This window comes from Rhodopirellula sp. P2 (assembly GCF_028768465.1).
Lineage (GTDB): Bacteria > Planctomycetota > Planctomycetia > Pirellulales > Pirellulaceae > Rhodopirellula.
This window is the reverse complement of record NZ_CP118225.1, coordinates 2,319,560-2,339,137: the sequence shown is the minus strand read 5'-3', so window position 1 is coordinate 2,339,137 and position 19,578 is coordinate 2,319,560. Positions and strand designations below refer to the sequence as shown.

The following is a 19,578-nucleotide window of genomic DNA, read 5'->3' as shown; positions in this document are numbered from 1 at the left end:
AACAACGTTCCACCGAATGGAACGAGACCTTCATCCGAAAGTAGTTATCGGATGGCGGTTGGGTAAACTTTGACGGCAATCGGAAAAAACGTGAAGTTTTCCGAACGTCCTCCTCGCAGCTCAGTTTTGTGCCCCATTCGCAAGGATTCGACGTCTTTCATCATGAAGATTTGGTTGGCAGAGAATGCTTCTTGCGAGTGCTTCCAGTACAAAGGGCACTCATCATGAAACGTTTTCATGAAACTCGCCGCCCAGAGGAGAACATTTGTCCCCCAATGTTCCGTCAAGCGGCGTTCCTCTCTTAACCAACTGCCACGACGAACCAGCGTCCCCCCGATCGCTCGACGTTTCAAAAAGACAATGAGCTCTCACCTATGCGGTTGGGGACAACGGTTCAACTCTGTGACTGGTTCTACTCTGTGACTGGCACTCGATCTCCCGCCAACCCTCTCGCCTGAATTCCACCATGAAACTCTCCCAGCGTTTGCATCCTCGCCTCCTTCCTTTTTTCCTCCTTGCACTTTGCCTCACCACTTCGTGTTTCACCTTGCTGTGCCACGCTGATGAACCAGCACCACAATGGTGGAAGGGCAATATCCACACGCATTCGCTGTGGAGTGACGGAGATCAATTTCCTGAAATGATTGCGGATTGGTACCAATCGGAGGGCTACAACTTCCTGGCCCTGACCGACCACAACGTGCTCAGTGAGGGCTCACGATGGATGGACTACTCGAAAATCCTGCAACGCAGTGACGCTGGGATCCTGGATCGCTACCGAGCCCGATTCGGCAACGCCTGGGTTGAAACTCGGGGCACAGAAGGCGAAGCCGACTACCAAGTGCGACTCAAACCGCTCGATGAGTTCCGCTACTTGGTCGAACAGCATCACCAATTCATCCTGATTCCCGCGGAAGAAATTAGCGACCGCGGCGATGGCAAGCCGGTTCACATCAACGCAACGAACTTGGCCGAAGCCCTCGAACCCGCCGGCGGCGACACGGTTCGTCAGGTGATCGAAAACAACCTGCGAGCCATCCTCGAACACGAAAAAGCTCACGGCCGAGAAGTCCTGCCGCACGTGAATCACCCCAACTTTCACTACGCCGTGACCGCCGAGGACCTTGCTTCGGTCGTCTCCGAACGATTCTTCGAGGTCTACAACGGGCACCCGGGTGTCAATCATCTCGGCGACGACGAACACCCCAGCATCGAACGCATGTGGGACATCATCAACGCCCTGCGTCAAACTTCGCTGAACGTGCCGCCAATGATGGGCGTCGCGACGGACGACAGCCACGAGTACCACGGCAAACCCGGCTCGCGTCCTGGCCGCGGGTGGGTGATGGTCCGCAGCCAATACCTCACGCCCGAACATTTGATTCGGGCGATGAAACGCGGCGACTTCTATGCATCCAGCGGTGTCAGCCTGGACGATATGAAGTACGACGCCGAATCAAAAACCCTCTCGCTGAAAATCCAATCGGAACCCGACACGACGTACCAAACCAAGTTCATCGCCACCTTGGCCAAAGCGGATGGATTGATCGACGAGCACCGAATCGGTGTGACCGTGGGAACGTCCGATAGCCTCCAGCCTGAGTACACGCTGACGGGGAAGGAACTGTACGTTCGGGCGGTCGTGACCAGCAACCAACCTCCCCGAGACCCTTCGTTCAAGGACCAAAAACAACAGGCCTGGACACAACCTGTCGGTTGGGAATCCCCCTGATTCGCTGTTCCCCAGCAGTTTGATTCGACGCGATCCCGGGACCGTGCGTGAACTCTATGTTGATTGCCGGACAGAGGCAGATTATCGTAGATCGCATGAGCAAGAACAAAAACCTAAACATCTCCCGGGGTCTCGAAGGCTGGACCGTTCGGATCGTTCGCCAAGGCGAGCAGCATTCCAAATACTTTCGGTTCTCCGACGGCGGGATCCGAAAGTCGCTGGCCAAGGCCCAGAAATGGCGTGACGCCAAGATCAAAGAGCTCGGCGAGCGACAATGGCGCAAAGGGCCTCGCAAGAAACCCACCAACAACACGTCCGGCGTGACCGGCGTCAGCAGAAACTTCTACGGCCGCTGGGTGGCGACTTGGCAGGAAGAGGGCGTCCAGCGTTTCTTGACGTTCAAAACCAAGCGGGAAGCGATCGCACACCGGAAAGCGATGATCGAAGGCATGGGTTGAGCCTGGACTGAGAAAGCTTGGGTGCTGCGGAGCCTTTTCGTTTGCGCAAATCTCTATCTGAATTGCCCTGGCTCCCCACTTCGGGCCGAAGAGGGTCACGCGCCGGATTCAATGCTGAGCCCTCCCTTGCGTATGCCTGCACGGCATCGCTCGACCTCCGGCCGAAACTTTGTTTTGGGTGGAGGTGGATGAGGGAAGTCACAGCAGAACCGTTGCCCCCAACTGTTCCCTCGAGCAACGCTCAACCGCGAAACCTCGTTGCAACCAAGCCGATTTCCAAGCGTTCGCGTCACGCTGCTCGACGACAGCGGCCAACCACGCAAACATTTGAGGACAAATGTTCTACTCTCATTCCATGCTCGACCTCCGGCCGAAACTTCGTTTTGGAGGAGGTGTTGTAGGAAGCCAACCAAACATGTCACCGAAAAACTACGCGGCCCCCTCTCTCCCACAAAGCGTGGTTGTGAGAGAAAATTGTTGTCTTTTCAGTGCTATCGGGGAAGAAAAGTGGCATCCGCTACCGGGATGTCCACACCAAACATTTCGCAATCTAGGGTTGGACGTCCGCCTGACTTCCAGGTCCGTCGCACCGCGCCCAACCGGGGTCTGCTGGGCAAAATGATGCATGTTTTCCACACGGTGTTGGCGGACGAGTCGATCACTCGCCGGTCAGCTTTCCCATGTTGATACGTTCTTCCACTTGAAATCCGAGTGATTGATAAAACGCGACGACCTCGCTGTTGTCGGCGATCACTTGCAGGTTCACCTTCGGGCAACCTTGACGGGACAGTTCCGATTCGGCATGTCGGACCAAGCGAGTTCCCACGCCAAGGCGTCGAAAGGCAGGCGACACCGCAACGGAATACAGCCATCCACGATGCCCGTCGTAACCGGCCATCACCGTGCCGGCCACATTCACTTCGTCCGTCGCCACGAAGAACAATCCATCGTCCGCAGCCATTTTGCGATCGATCGAGGTGCCCGGATCATTGTGCCCAGTGGAGCGTGGAAACACCGCCAACCAAAGATCCACGACGGCATCACGGTCTTCGGCGAGGAACTTGCGAATCAACATGAATCCTCGCCCGAAAGACGTTCAATCGACGCTCAAATAAAAACAGCCACACGATTTCCCCGCGAAGCCCCGTGACTCACGGCAGCAGAAAAACCTGTAGCTTGCGGCAGCCATGAGCTCCGAGCACCAAGGATTGCTCAATGTCAGCCGTTTTGCTGGGGCCGGACACAAAGACACCAAACCCGGGGTCGGGCGTGCCAATTCGGGCGTACGCTTCGTGCATGTTGTTCAGCAAATCCGATCGCGAAATCACGATCGCTAAGTACTGGGCGATGAAGATCATGACACGGTGAGGCAGCGTTTTGCCGTCGATCCAAATCGCTCCGTTCTCGGCCACACCAAACTCGCCGCGAACGATCGTCCAGTCCAGCGTGGACAAGGCATGCGGGTCGTCGATGGTCGCTAAATCCACGGTCGGCGTGACCGCGTCGGGAACCGTCGAGGCGATCCGGCGAGCGGACTGGAAGACTTCGATGGTTTGCAATTTCTCGCGAATTTCGCTGGGCGTGTTGACCAGATGGGCTTCGCCGCCCACCGATGCCAACGTGTCCTGGAACTGCTGCAAACGATCCTCAAACTGAATCACGCGAGCGGGATCAATCGTGGGCAACTCAGGTGCGTCCACGACGCAACCTTTCAACCGATCCAAAATGATCTGCCGACTGCTGGAATGCGTTTCACTCATGATCGCTCCTCCTTCGAAATCGTTTCCGAACCGGACGGTCGGTTCTTGGCATACCACTCGTGGAACGATTCCTTGGGCGGTTCCGGAAGATCTCGGTCCTTGGCCCATGTGTTGAATGGGTTGTGAGTCAGCGATTTCGGCAGCACCTTCAGGCTGACTCGCCCCAAGTACCCCGCCGCAGCAAACAACGTTGGGTTGCAGAACAAGAACGAAGCGGCCTTCATCGCCATTCGCTTGTTCCAGGCGACAAGGCGTTTGCCCACCAAGACTTTTCTCCAAGCCAGCAATTGGTGATGCAACGGAATTTTGACCGGGCAAACGTCGGTGCATGAACCACACAGGCTGCAGGCAAACGGCAAACTCTTGTGTGCCTTGGCGTTTTTCGCAGGCCCCAGCACGCTGCCGATCGGACCGGGCACGGTGGCTCGATAGCTGTGCCCGCCACTGCGTCGATACACCGGGCAAGTGTTCATGCAAGCGCCGCAGCGGATGCAGTTCAATGACTCGCGAAATGTTTTGCTGTCGCGAATTTTGGAGCGACCGTTGTCGACCAACACGATGTGCAATTCACTGTTCTCGTCTCGCGGCCCGTGAAAGTGCGAGGTGTAACTGGTGATCGGTTGGCCCGTCGCACTGCGAGCCAGCAACCGGGTGAAGACTGAGAGATCCTGGAACCGCGGCACCAACTTCTCGATGCCCATGCAAGCGATGTGAATTCGCGGCAAGGAAACGCCCAGGTCGGCATTGCCTTCGTTGGTGCAAACGACCAAACCGCCGGTGTCCGCGATCGCGAAATTGACGCCGGTGATCCCGACTTCCCCGCTCAAGAACTTGCCCCGCAGGTGACCTCGCGCGGCTTCGGTCAACACCTGCGGATCGGACTCGCCCGCCCGCGTCCCCAGATACTTGTGAAAGGTATCGCCGACCTCTTCCTTCTTGATGTGAATCGCAGGCAACACAATGTGACTGGGAGTTTCGCCTCGCAATTGAACGATGCGTTCGCCCAAGTCCGTGTCGACAACTTCGATGCCGTTGTCGATCAAGTATTCGTTCAGACCGCACTCTTCGGTCAGCATCGATTTGCTCTTCACGATCCGCAGGGTGTCGTTGCGGCGAAGCAGATCCAACACAATGCGGTTGTGTTCTTCCGCGTCCGCCGCCCAGTGAACCACCGCACCCAACCGAGTCGCGTTGGCCTCGAACTGTTGCAGGTACTCGGGCAGCTTCGCGATCGTGTGGTTTTTGATCGTCGACGCTTGCTCGCGGAGGTACTCCCACTCGGGAATCGATTGAGCTTGCTTGTCACGTTTACTGCGCACGAACCACAACGAATCATCATGCCAATGCGAGCGAGGCTCATTGGTCACAAACTCACGAGCGGCACTCGGGTGATCGACGATGGGAAGAGTAGAGGTCAAGAGAAGTCACTTCGCTTTGGAATTCATTCAAACAAACAAGCACGCCGAAACCGTCAAACGGTCATGGATTCGTCACCGCTGAGGAAGCACGATCCGCGTCAGGGGAACCTTCCTGGATCGCCTCCATCAACACCTCAGCAACGTGCTTGACCGACATCGGCATGTTGCGTCGACGGATCAATCCCCCCATGTGCATCAAACAACTCATGTCACCGGCGATCATGACTTCGCTGCCCGAGGAAATGTGGTCGGTCACGCGATCGATTCCCATCGCCACACTGGTCTCTCGTTCAGCAACCGCAAACGTCCCTCCAAAACCACAGCATTCGTCCACGCGGGTGAGTGGCTTGATCTCGATTCCATCCAGGGATTCCAGCAACAGCCGCATTTTGTCTTCCCGCGGCGTCATGTTTTCGCTGCATGCGCCCAGCCGCAATTCACGCAAACCGTGGCAACTGGCATGGAGACTCACCGGGCGATTGAGGCGTCCCGAGATGGAACGAACTCCCAAGCGATCGACGATGAATTCGCACAGCTCAAATGTGTTTTCACGGAGGTGTTGAAATTCGGTGTCAGCGGGATCGAAGTAGTCGGCGTAGTGGTTCCGAATCATCGACGTGCAACTGCCTGAAGGGCACACGACCGCGTCATACCCCGCAAATCGCTCCACCCACTGCTTGGCCACCGGCGCCGTTTCGGCATCGCATCCGGTGTTCGCCATCGGTTGCCCGCAACAGGTTTGCCCAGCGGGATACTCCACTTGGACCCCCAAGCGTTCCAGTAAATTCAATGTCGCGATCGCGACATTGGGAAAGAACTGGTCGATGTAGCAGGGGATGAACAGAGCAACAGTCATGCGAGGCTGAGAAATAGGGCTGACGGCAGGGAAATCGCGCAGGGGAGCAAACAGATCGCGCTAACGCAAAGAGTATAGACTAACGGTCCAGTGCCGGAGAGAACGTCCGCTGCGAAACTGGTTCCGGTTGATTTGTCGCTCCTCAAGAGTCAGGATGAAGTCCCGCCTCATTTGCTTTCTTCGGATGAAACATGATCTCAGCCGTCAAACCCACCACGTGCACGCTGGTTGTTTCCAAGGGACAATCTCGCAATCCGGCCAAACGAGGCCTGGAATCGGCGATCGCACAGGCCGCGGGCCAGCTCGACGGCGTCGAAGTCATCATGGTGCCTCATCTTTATGATTTGCCCAAGGGTGGTGAATCCCTGGAACTGCTGCAAAAAATCGAAGGCGACCTGATCGTCTGCAGCTGGATCTTCTCGCGAGCCGCCCACTGGGTCCTGGACCGCAACGGAATCGGCGGCGCCACCGGCGAAGTCGAACTGGGGGCGGACGAAGACGACGAGGAAGAATTGTCCCTCCCTGATCCTGAATCCTCCGATTCAGCAGCCGACGAACAAGAACCCGTCGACCGGGTGACCGACCTGTACCCGCGGCCCGACCGCACCATTCACTGCCTGGACCTGAAGGTCTCCGAGTCCGTGGACGATTTCATCGGCGAAATCAAACGCATCCTGAACATTGCCGACGAGGCCGATCGATCGCTGCCCATCGTCGGCGGCAAGATTGTCGAAGTCGATGAAACGACCAGTCGACGCTGGTACCCCGTCATCGACTTCAGCCGCTGCACGAACTGCATGGAATGCATCGACTTCTGCTTGTTCGGCGTCTACGGCGTCGATGGAGTCGAAAACATCCTGGTGGAGCAACCTGACAACTGCCGCAAAGGTTGCCCGGCTTGCAGTCGCGTGTGTCCCGAAAACGCGATCATTTTCCCTCAGCACAAAGCCCCCGCGATCGCCGGTGCCGTGACCGAAGGCGACGAAGGTTTCAAAATCGACTTGTCGCAGTTGTTCGGTGCTCCCACCGACAAGAGCGACCCGATCGCGACCGCCGCCCGAGAACGCGATGAGCAACTGCTGCTCACCGGACGGGAAGCGGTTGGAATCGACGACAACCTGAAAAAACGACAAGCTGCCTTGAACGAAAAGCCCAAGGACAACCTGGATCGCTTGATTGATTCGCTGGACGAACTGGATTTGTAGGCCGCAGCGTCGCCCGTCCCAAGCAGAGGTCGCGTCTCTCTTGCTTGGTCGAAAATAGCCGATGAAAACCGGAGCTACGCTTGTGGTTCGGTCATCTTCCACGGATCCAACGCTTCGCTCAGAACGTCGTCGGCCAAGATTCCCTTTTCTTGGCACAGTTCGCGAATCGTTTGGCCGGACTTGAACGCTTCCTTGGCTAGCGCGGCGGCTTGCTCGTAGCCGATCAAGGGGTTCAAGCTGGTGCACATGGACAGACTCTGCTCCACCGCCGCTTCGCAGGCTTCTTCATTGGGTTCCATACCGTCCAAGCAGAAATCGATGAACGCGGTGACTCCGCCAGCCAACAACTCGATGGATTCCAAAATGGTGTGAGCCATGACCGGCATCATGATGTTGAGCTGGAAGTTGCCGCCACATCCGCCACTGACCGTCATGGAAGTGTCGTTGCCAATCACGCGAGCGGCGACTTGCATCAACGACTCGCACATCACCGGGTTGACCTTCCCCGGCATGATCGAGCTACCAGGTTGGCGAGTCGGCAACTTGACTTCATAAAAACCACAACGAGGCCCACTGCCCAACCAACGAATGTTGTTTGCCAACCCGAGCATTGTCTGAGCGATGCATTTCAGCCCACCGTGCGAATCCACCAACCCGTCGCGGTTGGCGTTGCCTTCAAAGTGATTGACCGCCTCGATGAAAGCGATGCCGGTTTGCTCTGACAAACTGGCCGCGACGCGAGCACCAAACTCAGGGTGTGTGTTGATTCCGCTGCCAACCGCGGTGCCACCAACCGGCAATTCCAAAACGGCGTCGCGAGCCGCTTCGGCGCGGGCGATCGACAATTCGACTTGGCGTGCAAAGCCACCGAACTCTTGCCCCAACCGCAGGGGGGTCGCGTCCATCAGGTGCGTGCGTCCGATCTTGATGATCTTGTCCCAGGCCTGGGCTTTCTCGGTCAGCGACTCGTGCATGCGTCGCAACGCGGGCAGCAAGCGATTTTCAATTTCATAAGCCGCGGCAACGTGAATTGCAGTCGGGAAGGTGTCGTTGGTCGATTGCCCCATGTTGATGTGATCGTTGGGGTGGATCGACTTTTCCTCGGCCATCCGGTCGCCGCCATCGATTTCGATCGCGCGATTGGACAGCACTTCGTTGGCGTTCATGTTGCTGCTGGTGCCGCTGCCCGTTTGGAACACATCCACGGGAAATTGATCGGCCAGCTTTCCATCAGCGACTTCTTGAGCCGCTGCCAACATCGATTTGACTTGCCCATCGCTGAGTGGGTTCTTGCCAGAACCGGTCAGCTTTCCGAGATCACGGTTCGCGATCCCACACGCCAACTTGACACGTCCCATCGCCGCGATCATCGATGGCGGGAGCTGCCATCCGCTGACCGGAAAGTTCTCGACCGCACGTTGAGTCTGGGCACCGTAGTAAGCGTTTTGCGGCACGCGGACTTCGCCCATCGAGTCGCGTTCGGTTCGAAAATCGGTCATGGCGTGGTTGGATCAACTGAGAGTGAAACGGGTCATCAAAAGCAAAAACCGTCAGGACGACCATCCTAGCAATCCACCCAAACGGCGCGAACGACGCCCGAAACCCAAACTCAGCGATGGTTTCTGCTACGATCTGACGCTCGGTCGAAACGTAGGGAATGAATCGCACCACACGACGACCGAAACTGGGTGGCAAACTGCCTTCCTAGAAACTTTGGTCCTTCAAATCGACATTGGATACGAACCGGATGATGCCTTGGGAAAATGGGTCGGCGATGAAACGCTTGGCCGCTTGTTTGGGTCTGTTCTCGCTCGCGATTTTTGCCGGCGATGTTTTTGCCGCGGACGCCGCCGTGGACGTGGGCCTGCAGGCGACTGAATCGATCTCAATGACACCCATTTGGATGGTTTTGGCCGGCATCGTCAGCGTGCTGGCGATGATCATCGGGTTGAAACTCAATGCCTTCCTGGCTTTGATCATCTCGGCATTGTTCGTCAGCCTGTTGGTGGGCTTTCAAACCGATGCCGACGCGGGCACTCGGATGAACGCCGTTGTCTCCGCCTTCGGAAGCTCCGCAGGCGGGGTGGGCATCGTCATCGCGATGGCCGCGATCATCGGCAAATGCATGTTGGACAGCGGGTCTGCGGACCGCATCGTCCGCACCGCGGTCGGAGTCACCGGAGAAAAAAAGGCCTCCCTGGGCCTGATGATCAGCGGTTTCATCCTGGCGGTGCCGGTGTTCTTTGACACCGTCTTTTACCTCCTCGTTCCGCTGGCCCGCAGCCTTCACAAACGAACCCAATCCCATTACCTGCGGTACTTGATGGCCATCGCCACGGGCGGCGCGATCACGCACACCCTGGTGCCACCGACCCCCGGCCCCTTGCTGGTCTCCGCGATCTTGGGCGTGGACATTGGCATGATGATGGCAGTCGGGGCCGCGGTCGCCATTCCCTCCGCGATCCTGGGCCTCATTTTCTCGGTCATCGTCGATAAGAAGATGCCGGTTCCGATGCGTCCGCTGGGCGCCAACGAAGACAAACACGAACCCTTGGCCGAAGCACAACTGCCGTCGCTGTGGTCCTCGATGCTGCCCGTGGTCCTGCCAGTGGCATTGATCGGGGCCGGAACCCTGGCGACCACGTTGGCCGACAAAGAAGATCGTGCCGCCATCGCCGCGGCCGATATCGAGAGCTTCGAACTGCTGAGCGAAAAATTCGTGAACGCCAGCGAAATGTCACCCGCCGGACGATTGCTCGGCAGTTCCCAACTGACCGAAGAACAACGTCAAACGCTGAAGACACCGCCCACCACCCCCGAACAAGAATCCTTGTTTGTGGCCGCGATGAACGACGGGCTGCTCGACCCAGACTTTTACGACGCAGATGCGTTTGACGACGTCGAGATCCCAGAGGTCAGCAGCAAACTCATGGCCGCCGATCAACTTCGAATGAAGCCGGTCGACCGTCGGCGTATGAACCGTGCCCTGCTGGACTCGGCCTACCCTGAATTGCTGGCCCCCCATCGCTGGGACACTTCCATGCGAAAAACAGCCAATGCACTGGGCCTGTGGAGCAACCCGAACTTTGCGCTGTTGCTGGCCGCCCTGTCCGCCATCCTGACCTTCAAGATTGTCCGTCAATTGTCATGGCGAGAAGTCGGCGTGGACGTGGAAGAATCGCTGATGAGCGGCGGCGTCATTATCCTGATCACCGCCGCCGGGGGTGCCTTCGGAGCGATGCTCAGCGCGACCAACATCGCTGACACGATCCAACAGTTCTTCGAAGGCCGTGAAGCCGCAGGACTGGCGATTCTCTTGCTGGCTTGGTCGATTTCGGCGGTCTTGAAAGTGGCTCAAGGCAGCAGCACCGTCGCCATGATCATCGGTGCCGGAATGATGGCGGCGATCCTGGGCGAACAACAGCCTCCGTTCCACTTGGTCTACGTTGCGACCGCCGTGGGCAGCGGATCGCTGATGGGCAGCTGGATGAACGACAGCGGATTCTGGGTGTTCACCAAGATGGGCGGACTGACCGAGGGCGAATCCCTGCGGAGCTGGACGCCGCTCTTGGCCACACTGTCGATCGGCGGCTTGGTCACCACGATCATCCTCAGCCAAATCGTGCCAATGGCCAGCTGAGTGAAGGATGGCCAGCTGGATGTATGATGGCCTTCCCAGGCCGTCGAAGCAGTTAGACGCGAGCCGTTTAGGCGTTCGCCTGGACTGCGAAATGGCCGGTGTTGTGGAGCGCATTGGTTTGCGCAAGTTTTCATCCCGGTAGGGATGTCAGAAAGTAGCCGTCGATAAGCGATCGCGCCACCGACGGACATGTAAACTCCACCTCGCCACTCACCATCCCGCCGTGGCCATCGGCCACGGCGGGATGGTGAGTGTTGTTTTCGGGGACTCGTTTTCTGGGGGTGCGCTGCGACGCAGCAACCCCCGGCTACCATCTTGCATCCCTACCGGGATGAAGGATGGTAGCAGCCGGAAGCAAGAACAGACGATTGGAAGGCCGTCGTACGAATTGGCAACAGCAATTCCTACTTCGCGGTGTTGGTGAAACGAGCTTCGCGGACCACGGTGACTTTGATTTCACCGGGGTAGGTCAGTTCCTTTTCAAACGTGGAGGCGATGTCGCGGCAGATTGCGGCGGCTCGTTCGTCGCTGACTTGCTGGCTGCCCACCATCACTCGCAACTCACGACCAGCCGAGATGGCATAGGCCTGTTGCACACCGTCGAATCGTTGAGCGATCGATTCCAGCTCTTCCATGCGTTTGACGTAACGTTCCAGCGATTCGCGACGGGCACCGGGCCGTGACGCACTGCAGGCATCCGCGGTCGCCACCAGCATCGTGTAAGGGAACTCCGTCACGATTTCATCGTGGTGGCCCTTGGCGGCATGCACGACTTCCTCGTTCTCTTTGCTGCGACGCAGCAGGTCGGCACCGATCTTGGGGTGACCGCCTTCGAGTTCATGATCGGCGGCCTTGCCGATGTCGTGCAGCAATCCACAACGACGTGCCAAATCGCCATCCAAGCCAATCATTTCAGCCATCATGCCGGCCAGAAATGCCACTTCGACGCTGTGCCGCAACACGTTCTGGCTGTAGGAGGTTCGGAAGTGCAGCCGCCCCAGCATTTCGATCACGCGATCATGCAACCCCGACACGTTGACTTCGCTGGCAGCCTCCTGCCCCTTTTGCAAGATGAACGACTGGATCTCTTTGCCAGCCTGTTCGACCGTTTCCTCAATCTTCGACGGATGAATTCGGCCGTCCGCGATCAGTTTCTCCAGCGACATCCGCGCCACCTCACGGCGGACCGGATCAAAGCCACTGACCACCACCACACCAGGGGTGTCATCGATGATCAGATCCACTCCCGTGGCTTTTTCAAACGCGCGAATGTTGCGACCTTCGCGGCCGATGATCCGGCCCTTCATGTCATCGGTCGGGACCCCAACGGTGCTGGTCGTTGTGTCGGCGGTGTGCACTGACGCGTAACGCTGCATCGCGGTCAATAACATTTCGCGTGCCTGGGCGTCGACGCGTCGGCCCAACTCACGCTGATGCTTCAACACCGTCGAGCCGATTTCGTGTTCGAGGTCTTGCCGCAGCGACTGCATCAATTTCTCAGCGGCTTGCTCTTCTGTCATGCCGCTGACCTTCTCGAGTGCCCGCTGGCTTTCTTGCACCAAGCGATCCAGTTCGGCGCGTTGCTCGGTCAGATTTCGCATTTGCGCGGCGAGACGCGTTTGGCTGCTTTCCAAACCACGCTGGGCTTTGCGCAAGGACTCTTGACCGGATGCCAACTGGTCTTCGCGAGCATCCAGTTTGCGGTCGCGGATTTGTTCCGTTTCGCGCATCGCAGCCACTTCGCGATCGGCATTGGCCTTGATGACCAATGCGTTTTCGCGAGCGTCGACGATGATTTGATTGCCTCGTGTTTCAGCTTCTCGGCGAGCGGTTTCAAGAACCGCTTCGGCTTCGGCCTCAAGCCGTTCGCGGCGTTTGACATTCTGACGCTGGAAAAAAGCCAGCACGGCAGCAATACCGAGGAAAAAGCAGAGGAGGCAATAAAGAATGGTGGAGGAGAGTTGCGGATTCATTAGATTCTCGAAGCCGCTTGTTCATCCCAGGCGTGCACCAAAGGTCGAGGTGGTGCAAGACGCCTCGCTTCACACATGATCGCAGCGAAATCGGGTTGGCAACCAGAGCGCCAACTGTCGCAAAGCGAGGGAACAGCAGATAAATTATCAGCCACATGAGCAAAACGTCCAATGCAAAGCACGGGATTGAAAGCGGTGGTGTTAAGACGGAATCGCGAGTGTAACCGACCCAACTGACGCAGGAAACGGACACGAGCCCCTTGGACGCCCCCATACCACCAAATGATCGGCCACGTGCATTCACCCCCTCCCGATGAACCCTCCCATTTCAACGCGACCGCCCACTGGCGGTCCTTGCAGGATGCGATTCGCCGTTCGTGGCCCAACCGGCACGGCCGATCCTCCGACGTCGCAACCCTGGTCGGATGCAGCGGCGGTGCGGACAGCGTCGCGCTGATTCGACTGCTCGCGGAATTGTGGGCGGAGGACTCCGCTGCCATCCACACCAGGGAACCAAACCGGGCTCGCGTCACCGCCCCGCTGATCGTCGCTCATTGCAACCACGGCCTTCGTGGCGAAGAATCCGATGCCGACGAAGCTTTCGTCCGTGAACTCTGCCAGCAATTGCAATTGCCCTGCCTGACGCATTCCGTTTGTGTGCCGAACGAAACCGACGCTTCCCCCCCGGCCAACGACGAGGGCACCTTGCGTCAAATCCGACGCAAATTCTTCCAACAAACAGCACAGCAACATGGCTGCCGGTATGTGGCGTTGGCTCATTCCGCCGACGATCAAGCCGAAACGATGCTGCACCATTTCATCCGCGGCACGGGACCACTGGGGTTGGCCGGCATCGCCGAAACATCGGACCTGGACACGGACCTGGTGGTGCGGCGTCCGCTCCTCCAAGTCCGTCGCGAAACGTTGCGAGCAGGGCTTCGTGAAATCGGACAAACCTGGCGGGAAGACGCCAGCAACCAACTCACTCACTACACCCGCAACTGGCTTCGGCATGATGTGCTGCCGCTGATCGAGGACCGATACCCGACTGCGATCGAGGCAATGCATCGCGCCGCTCGACTGCAACGCGAGACCAATGAAATGCTACGCCGCTTGGCTGACCAGTGGCTGGAAACGTACTCGGGGTTCGCAGACGACCAGTGGATCATTCACACACGGCGACTGGCGAATTCCACCCAGGCCAAGGTGCCGAGCGATGAAGTGGCGACCACTCACGACTGGACGACGGAACGCCCGATCATCGTGACTGCTAGCCAACTGGCGTGGGACCGACTGGGCTGGCCGCGCGGCGCCATGACGATGGAACATTGGCAACGATTGGCCCAGCTTGCCACGGCAGCGACCACGACATTCCCAGCGACTGACACAAGCATGCATCGTGGCCCCTTTCCAGGTGGGATCACCCTTCGTCTCCAACCGGATTGTCTGGTGCTGAGACGCCAATGATTCTCAAGCTGACCCTTCATCGACACAATCGGTTTGATCGGACCAGTCCCAACAAACGGCCCATCACGTCGTCGGTTTGACTCCAGCAGGCCGCATTCGACGAATGGAATCACGCCTGACACGTCACTGAGAGTTACGGTTCCCAAAGGAACCCGCGTGCAAGCACGGGGGACCTCTGACTGACCGTTTGCATTCGAGCCTGGCTGATACCCCATGATTCATGTCCAACACCTGACGAAGGCCTACGAAGACCTTCGCCGGGGACGTTTCTTGGCCGTTGACCACATTTCATTTTGTGTCAAACCGGGAGAAATCTTTGGACTGCTCGGCCCCAATGGCGCCGGAAAAACCACGGTTCTGCGGATCCTCTCGACCGTGCTGCGCCCCAGCTCTGGGATCGCCACGATCAATGGCTACGACGTGTCACATGAGCCGACGGAAGTCCGTCGCCGCATCGGTTTCGTCAGCAACAACACCGCCATTTACGACCGCATGACCGCCTGGGAGATGGTCGGTTACTTCGGCCGCCTGCATGGCATGCAACGCGACGAACTCAACGATCGGCTTGAAAAACTGTTCAGCCAACTTCGGATGAACGAGTTCCGCGATGTTCCGGGCAGCAAGATGTCCACCGGCATGCAGCAAAAAGTTTCGATCGCTCGAGCCTTGGTGCACGACCCGCCGGTGCTCGTGTTTGACGAAGCAACGCTTGGACTGGACGTGCTGGTCGCTCGCAACCTGCTGGAAGTCATTCGCGAATTACGAGAGGCGGGCAAGTGCCTGATCTTTTCCACTCACATCATGAGCGAGGTGGAACGGTTGTGCGACCGAATCGCGATCATGCATCGGGGACGCATTTTGGACTCGGGCACCTTGGGGGAACTGGTTGACCGCCACGAAGAAGAGAACTTTGAAGAACTCTTCTTCTCGCTGCTCAGCGAACACGAAACCGCGGAAGCCGACGAACAACATCGAGCGTCCAAAAACGACCACGACAGTGACCAATTGCTCGCTACCACGGAGGCAGCTCAATGAGCGAATCATCTCAACAAAAACGCGAGCGGGCCGCCAAAGCCAATCGACCGCGACTGGAAACCATCGGCTTGATCTACGCACGCGAAATGCGAGATCAATTGCGAGACCGGCGCACGCTCTTCACGATCATCGTTCTGCCAATTTTGCTGTACCCCATCGTCGGAATGCTGCTGCTGCAGATCGCGCAGTTCACTCAACAACATCCGATCTCCGTTTGCGTGATCGGGATGGAACATGTCCAAGCCGCAACGACTGGCGACGTCCCTCCGCTGCTGGTTGAGAAAGAAGCCGCAGACACTGACACGCCCGAGAAAGCACTGCCACAGTACCAGTTTGCCGATGCGGTCTCCGAAGACGTTCGCAACGTCAACGTGACGACTTTTCGAACCAGCGAACTGGAACGCACCGGAGATCTGAGCGAGCGGAGTGAAGCCTGGGTTCGCGACGGCATCTACGACTGCGTGATCTGCTTTGAAACACCCCTGTCAGAAACCAACCCCACGCAGCCCAACCAACAGGGCACCATCGGGCTGTTCTACAACGTTGCCTCGGACCAGTCTCTGGTCGCGAGAGAACGCATGGCCTCGATTTTGAATCACTGGCGTGGAACCTGGGTTCGCAACCGATTGTCCTCGGCAGGGATGGAGCTTTCGGTCTTGGATCCGTTCCAAGTCCGTGACGTCGACATCGCTCCCGAGCGAACTCGCGAAGCCGCGTTTTGGAGCAAGCTTCTGCCGTTCATCATGCTGATCTGGGCGATGACCGGCGCGTTCTATCCCGCGATCGATTTGGTCGCTGGTGAGAAAGAACGTGGAACGCTGGAAACGTTGCTCTGCAGTCCCACGCTTCGAAGTGAAATTGTTTGGGGCAAGCTCGGCGCCGTGATGTCATTCAGCATGATGACTGCAATCCTCAACGCCTGCTCGATGCTGGTCACCAGCACGTTCGTGTTCAATCAAATCGCAATTGGTCCCGCGGGCGGCTCCATGGGAACGCCGCCTTTGATCCCGATGCTGTGGTTGTTCGTGGCCCTGATCCCGCTGTCAGCCTTGTTCAGCGCATTGGCTCTCGCGGTCGCCGCCATGGCCCGCAGTAGCAAGGAAGGCCAGTACTACCTGATGCCGTTGATGATGCTGACGCTGCCACTGGTCTTGCTACCGATGTTGCCAGGCACGACGCTCAGCTTGGGCACCAGCTTGATTCCTGTCACCGGAATGTTCTTGCTTGTCAGAACCCTGGTCGAGGGACACATGGTCGAAGCCTTGACGTACGTTCCGACCGTTGCACTTGTCACGGGCATTTGCCTGTGGTTGGCCGTTCAATGGGCCCGCCGTCAGTTCGAATCCGAATCCGTTTTGTTTGGTGATGGCGATCAGTGGGAACTCGGGGCTTGGTTCCGACACCTTTGGCGTGACCGCCAATTGGCAGCCACCCCCACCGTCGCATTTGGATGCGGAGCCGTGGTGCTCGTCGGACTCTTCTTTGGCAAACTTGCCGTGACCGAGATGCCAACGACGTTTGCGGGCATCGCGACCCTGGTCCTGATCCCCCAACTTGGATTGATCTTGGCTCCGACGCTGTTGATGTCGGTCATGCTGACCACGTCCCTGCGTACCAGCCTGCGACTGAATCTTCCAAACTGGCGAACGTGGCCAGTCATCGGCGTGCTCTGCGTCATGCTTCATCCGCTATACATTCAATTGGCTGGATGGATCAGTGCGATGTACCCCCTCAGTGACCAAGCGGTCGAGGCAATGCTGCCGTTCACCCAGCAAATCGCCTCGGCCCCGTGGACCTCAGTGATCCTGCTGATGGCTTTTGTCCCAGCGATCTGCGAAGAACTCACGTACCGTGGATTCATCTTTGGCGGCCTGATCCGCGGCGGCCACCCATTGCGAGCCGTCTTGGTCACCGCGTTGATGTTTGGCATCTCGCATGGCGTGCTTCAACAATCGATTTCGGCAACGTTCATGGGACTGCTGCTCGGCTGGATCGCACTTCGCACCGGAAGCGTGTTGCCAGGCATCGCGATTCACTTCTGCAACAATGCCCTGTCGGTGTCGCTGCAACGTGTCACGGAGTTGGACTTACCGATCTTGAATGAACTGATCCAGAACACAGCCAATGGACCGGCGTACCACCCTTATTGGACGGCATGCTGCTTCATCGTTTCCGCCGCTTGCTTGGCTGGTATCTACCGAATCACACAAGCCGCGGATTCCATCAACAGCAATGATGCGTTGGCTGACCGAGTGAGCCTGGGCAGCAACGGCACCGACCCAGCCTTGAAGCGACTTTCACCGGCCACGCAATGAACGGTTGCCCAGGGCCCGGCAACTCGTCTTGCCTACCAATAGCCACGCGGTTGGGATGCCGCGTCGTTCGGAGCAGGAGCCGATTGAAAACCGCTGATGCGTCCTGAAACCCGCGGTGCGTCTTGTCCAATGGGCAGCCCTGATTCATCCACTGGCGGCGTTCCCGGGATGTTCCCAATGGAATCGTTCAACGTGAGTGGACCGCGGGGCGGTTGAAGCAACCATAGCATCTCCAGCGTTTGGCCGGACACGGGCACCGACACGCTGTGCGGAGCCGCGAACAAACGCATCAATTGAGTCGCTGCAATCTGTTGGGGACCGGTCCTCACAATCGGCTGGCCCCCGGCACACAACATCGTTCCAGGCGGCATCTTTTCAAACCCACGCTGGCTGTTGCACAAACCTTCCATCGCGAGCTTGCCGTCGTACAAATCAAAGTCGATCGCAATCAAATCAAATGGAAAGTCGTCCGGAACGGCGGTGGCCAACTGGCAACCCAAGTCTTCTGCCAAACGCGGCAACAACGACGCGGAGATCCAACCGCGTGTGACCTGAATCACTCCGTCAACGTCCACCACGCCACCCGGAACAATCTGGCAACGGTTCAACTGCAACGATCCCTTGCCGACCAAACGATGCGGCAAGAACTCTGTCATCCTCGCCATGTCGATGTTCTCGATCCGAGCACTGCTGAGATCCAACATCCAAACCAAACCAGCGGCCCCCATTCCGGCTTGACTGGGCACCTGCGATAGCTTGGCTGCACCATGAAAGGTTGCTTCGTCGCCCAGTTTTTCGAACGCGGGATGATAGCCCGCCAACCAAGCGAGAGGTGCGTTCAGTTCGCCGGTTCGCAACGCAACGCTGGTTCGTGGTTGCCCCTCGTCACGGCGACGCTTGATTTCAATTTCCATCGGTTCCATGTCGGGACGTTCCCCCGCCAGCATGCAATACAAAACGGCAGAGACTTCCTTCTCGCCCGGTAAGATTCTGCCGTCCAAATCACGAACCGTGATTTGAGAATGGGCGGACTGAATCGTCAGGTCATCAGCGGCCAACCGAATGGGATGCAGCGTGTGCTCAGGCCGACAAAGAAATCGGTCATGAACCAACTGCCACACGTCGTCGAGATACTCCGCGCGAATCTCAGGTTGGCTCAACCGCACGATCGTGCGGTCGTCCTCTTGCACCCAGGACACAATTCGAATTCTGCCGATCGATTGCTTGGTTTCATTGTCTCGCAATTGAACGTCGCCCAGCTGCCACGTCGTTGGGCTGACACGTTCCAGCGAACCGATGCGAACATCCAAACCGGTTTGCAACGCGAGCGTTGCTTCCGTCGCCCGGATGCACCGACGGTGATACCACGGCGACCACATCACGAGGATGATCAGCATCGTCACACAGGTCGGAACCGCGCAGCAGGCAACGAACAAACCTCGAGCCACGGCTCGCATCGTCCGTTCGTGCATTTGGCGAATCCTTCGCACCGCATGGGGTGGGCTGACGAAAACGGATTCCCAACAAGACAATGACCTGCGTTCAATCGCTGGTCAGCGTCCGCGAAAGCCCATCAGTGAGCTGGCTTTCGAGACCTCGTCGAGTCTCCGTTTCACGATTGCGACCATACCCAACTCGGCTTGGAAAAGAACAGATCGAAACGGGATCGAATTCCTCCCCTTGCAAGCCGTTTCCGAGACCGCTGAGTGCCGTGAAACA

The 19,578-nt window shown here is 57.9% G+C and carries 15 protein-coding genes; 7 read left to right on the top strand and 8 right to left on the bottom strand.

All coding sequences use genetic code 11. The annotated features are described in order from the left end of the window. Window positions 1-44 precede the first annotated feature (44 nt). A complete protein-coding gene (locus PSR62_RS08350) occupies window positions 45-239 on the bottom strand; it encodes a hypothetical protein (protein WP_274407320.1) in 195 nt (64 codons plus the stop codon). 401 nt (window positions 240-640) lie between these two features. Here PSR62_RS08350 and PSR62_RS08345 point away from each other — a divergent pair, with 401 nt between their 5' ends. Continuing rightward, window positions 641-1,732: a hypothetical protein gene (locus tag PSR62_RS08345; RefSeq protein ID WP_274407319.1), complete on the top strand. Its 1,092-nt coding sequence runs from the start codon at window positions 641-643 to the stop codon at window positions 1,730-1,732. Between the two features lie 95 nt (window positions 1,733-1,827). Beyond that, window positions 1,828-2,190, top strand: a complete 363-nt coding sequence (locus PSR62_RS08340) for a hypothetical protein (RefSeq protein WP_274407318.1) — start codon at window positions 1,828-1,830, stop codon at window positions 2,188-2,190. Window positions 2,191-2,848: 658 nt separating this feature from the next. Here PSR62_RS08340 and PSR62_RS08335 read toward each other — a convergent pair. The 4 genes from PSR62_RS08335 to PSR62_RS08320 all read right to left on the bottom strand — a co-directional run bounded on the left by PSR62_RS08335 (window position 2,849) and on the right by PSR62_RS08320 (window position 6,224). Next, window positions 2,849-3,265 carry a GNAT family acetyltransferase gene (locus PSR62_RS08335; protein ID WP_274407317.1) on the bottom strand — a complete coding sequence of 139 codons (417 nt, stop codon included), beginning with the start codon at window positions 3,263-3,265 and terminating at the stop codon, window positions 2,849-2,851. Window positions 3,266-3,341: 76 nt separating this feature from the next. Then, window positions 3,342-3,950, bottom strand: a complete 609-nt coding sequence (locus PSR62_RS08330) for a LutC/YkgG family protein (RefSeq protein WP_274407316.1) — start codon at window positions 3,948-3,950, stop codon at window positions 3,342-3,344. After that, complete coding sequence (locus PSR62_RS08325; protein ID WP_274407315.1) at window positions 3,947-5,368, bottom strand: lactate utilization protein B; 1,422 nt, start codon at window positions 5,366-5,368, stop codon at window positions 3,947-3,949. Before PSR62_RS08325 ends, PSR62_RS08330 begins: the two co-directional genes overlap by 4 nt. Before the next feature lie 61 nt (window positions 5,369-5,429). Beyond that, entirely contained in the window at window positions 5,430-6,224 is a 795-nt protein-coding gene (locus tag PSR62_RS08320; protein ID WP_274407314.1) for a (Fe-S)-binding protein, read from the bottom strand. A gap of 191 nt (window positions 6,225-6,415) precedes the next feature. Between PSR62_RS08320 and PSR62_RS08315 the strand changes: the two genes are divergently transcribed. Continuing rightward, window positions 6,416-7,429 (top strand): 4Fe-4S dicluster domain-containing protein, encoded by a 1,014-nt coding sequence (locus PSR62_RS08315; RefSeq protein WP_274407313.1) that lies wholly within the window; start codon window positions 6,416-6,418, stop codon window positions 7,427-7,429. A gap of 74 nt (window positions 7,430-7,503) precedes the next feature. Here PSR62_RS08315 and PSR62_RS08310 read toward each other — a convergent pair whose 3' ends face one another. Continuing rightward, window positions 7,504-8,928, bottom strand: coding sequence for a class II fumarate hydratase (locus PSR62_RS08310; RefSeq protein WP_274407312.1), 1,425 nt, complete (start codon window positions 8,926-8,928; stop codon window positions 7,504-7,506). A 248-nt stretch (window positions 8,929-9,176) separates the two neighbouring features. Between PSR62_RS08310 and PSR62_RS08305 the strand changes: the two genes are divergently transcribed. After that, a complete protein-coding gene (locus PSR62_RS08305; protein ID WP_274407311.1) occupies window positions 9,177-11,069 on the top strand; it encodes a GntP family permease in 1,893 nt (630 codons plus the stop codon). 404 nt (window positions 11,070-11,473) lie between these two features. Here the strand turns inward: PSR62_RS08305 and rny are convergent, their stop codons facing one another. Further along, the gene (gene rny, locus PSR62_RS08300; RefSeq protein ID WP_274407310.1) at window positions 11,474-13,042 is read right to left on the bottom strand and encodes a ribonuclease Y; all 1,569 of its coding nucleotides are present in this window, start codon (window positions 13,040-13,042) and stop codon (window positions 11,474-11,476) included. 294 nt (window positions 13,043-13,336) lie between these two features. Between rny and tilS the strand changes: the two genes are divergently transcribed. The 3 genes from tilS to PSR62_RS08285 all read left to right on the top strand — a co-directional run bounded on the left by tilS (window position 13,337) and on the right by PSR62_RS08285 (window position 17,859). Further along, a complete protein-coding gene (tilS, locus tag PSR62_RS08295; protein ID WP_274407309.1) occupies window positions 13,337-14,509 on the top strand; it encodes a tRNA lysidine(34) synthetase TilS in 1,173 nt (390 codons plus the stop codon). 213 nt (window positions 14,510-14,722) lie between these two features. Continuing rightward, entirely contained in the window at window positions 14,723-15,544 is an 822-nt protein-coding gene (locus PSR62_RS08290; RefSeq protein WP_274407308.1) for an ATP-binding cassette domain-containing protein, read from the top strand. Further along, entirely contained in the window at window positions 15,541-17,859 is a 2,319-nt protein-coding gene (locus PSR62_RS08285) for an ABC transporter permease subunit/CPBP intramembrane protease (protein WP_274407307.1), read from the top strand. The genes PSR62_RS08290 and PSR62_RS08285 overlap by 4 nt, the downstream gene beginning before the upstream one ends. A gap of 32 nt (window positions 17,860-17,891) precedes the next feature. Here the strand turns inward: PSR62_RS08285 and PSR62_RS08280 are convergent, their stop codons facing one another. Continuing rightward, window positions 17,892-19,331, bottom strand: a complete 1,440-nt coding sequence (locus PSR62_RS08280; protein ID WP_274407306.1) for a hypothetical protein — start codon at window positions 19,329-19,331, stop codon at window positions 17,892-17,894. Between the last annotated feature and the right edge of the window lie 247 nt (window positions 19,332-19,578).

Bases quoted from the DNA above. Each gene is read 5' to 3' on its own strand.
- PSR62_RS08280 (WP_274407306.1), bottom strand. From the start codon at position 19,331: ATGCACGAACGGACGATGCGAGCCGTGGCTCGAGGTTTGTTCGTTGCC.
- PSR62_RS08320 (WP_274407314.1), bottom strand. From the start codon at position 6,224: ATGACTGTTGCTCTGTTCATCCCCTGCTACATCGACCAGTTCTTTCCC.
- PSR62_RS08305 (WP_274407311.1), top strand. From the start codon at position 9,177: ATGATGCCTTGGGAAAATGGGTCGGCGATGAAACGCTTGGCCGCTTGT.
- PSR62_RS08350 (WP_274407320.1), bottom strand. From the start codon at position 239: ATGAAAACGTTTCATGATGAGTGCCCTTTGTACTGGAAGCACTCGCAA.
- PSR62_RS08330 (WP_274407316.1), bottom strand. From the start codon at position 3,950: ATGAGTGAAACGCATTCCAGCAGTCGGCAGATCATTTTGGATCGGTTG.
- PSR62_RS08285 (WP_274407307.1), top strand. From the start codon at position 15,541: ATGAGCGAATCATCTCAACAAAAACGCGAGCGGGCCGCCAAAGCCAAT.
- PSR62_RS08310 (WP_274407312.1), bottom strand. From the start codon at position 8,928: ATGACCGATTTTCGAACCGAACGCGACTCGATGGGCGAAGTCCGCGTG.
- PSR62_RS08340 (WP_274407318.1), top strand. From the start codon at position 1,828: ATGAGCAAGAACAAAAACCTAAACATCTCCCGGGGTCTCGAAGGCTGG.
- PSR62_RS08335 (WP_274407317.1), bottom strand. From the start codon at position 3,265: ATGTTGATTCGCAAGTTCCTCGCCGAAGACCGTGATGCCGTCGTGGAT.
- rny (WP_274407310.1), bottom strand. From the start codon at position 13,042: ATGAATCCGCAACTCTCCTCCACCATTCTTTATTGCCTCCTCTGCTTT.
- PSR62_RS08315 (WP_274407313.1), top strand. From the start codon at position 6,416: ATGATCTCAGCCGTCAAACCCACCACGTGCACGCTGGTTGTTTCCAAG.
- PSR62_RS08345 (WP_274407319.1), top strand. From the start codon at position 641: ATGATTGCGGATTGGTACCAATCGGAGGGCTACAACTTCCTGGCCCTG.
- PSR62_RS08290 (WP_274407308.1), top strand. From the start codon at position 14,723: ATGATTCATGTCCAACACCTGACGAAGGCCTACGAAGACCTTCGCCGG.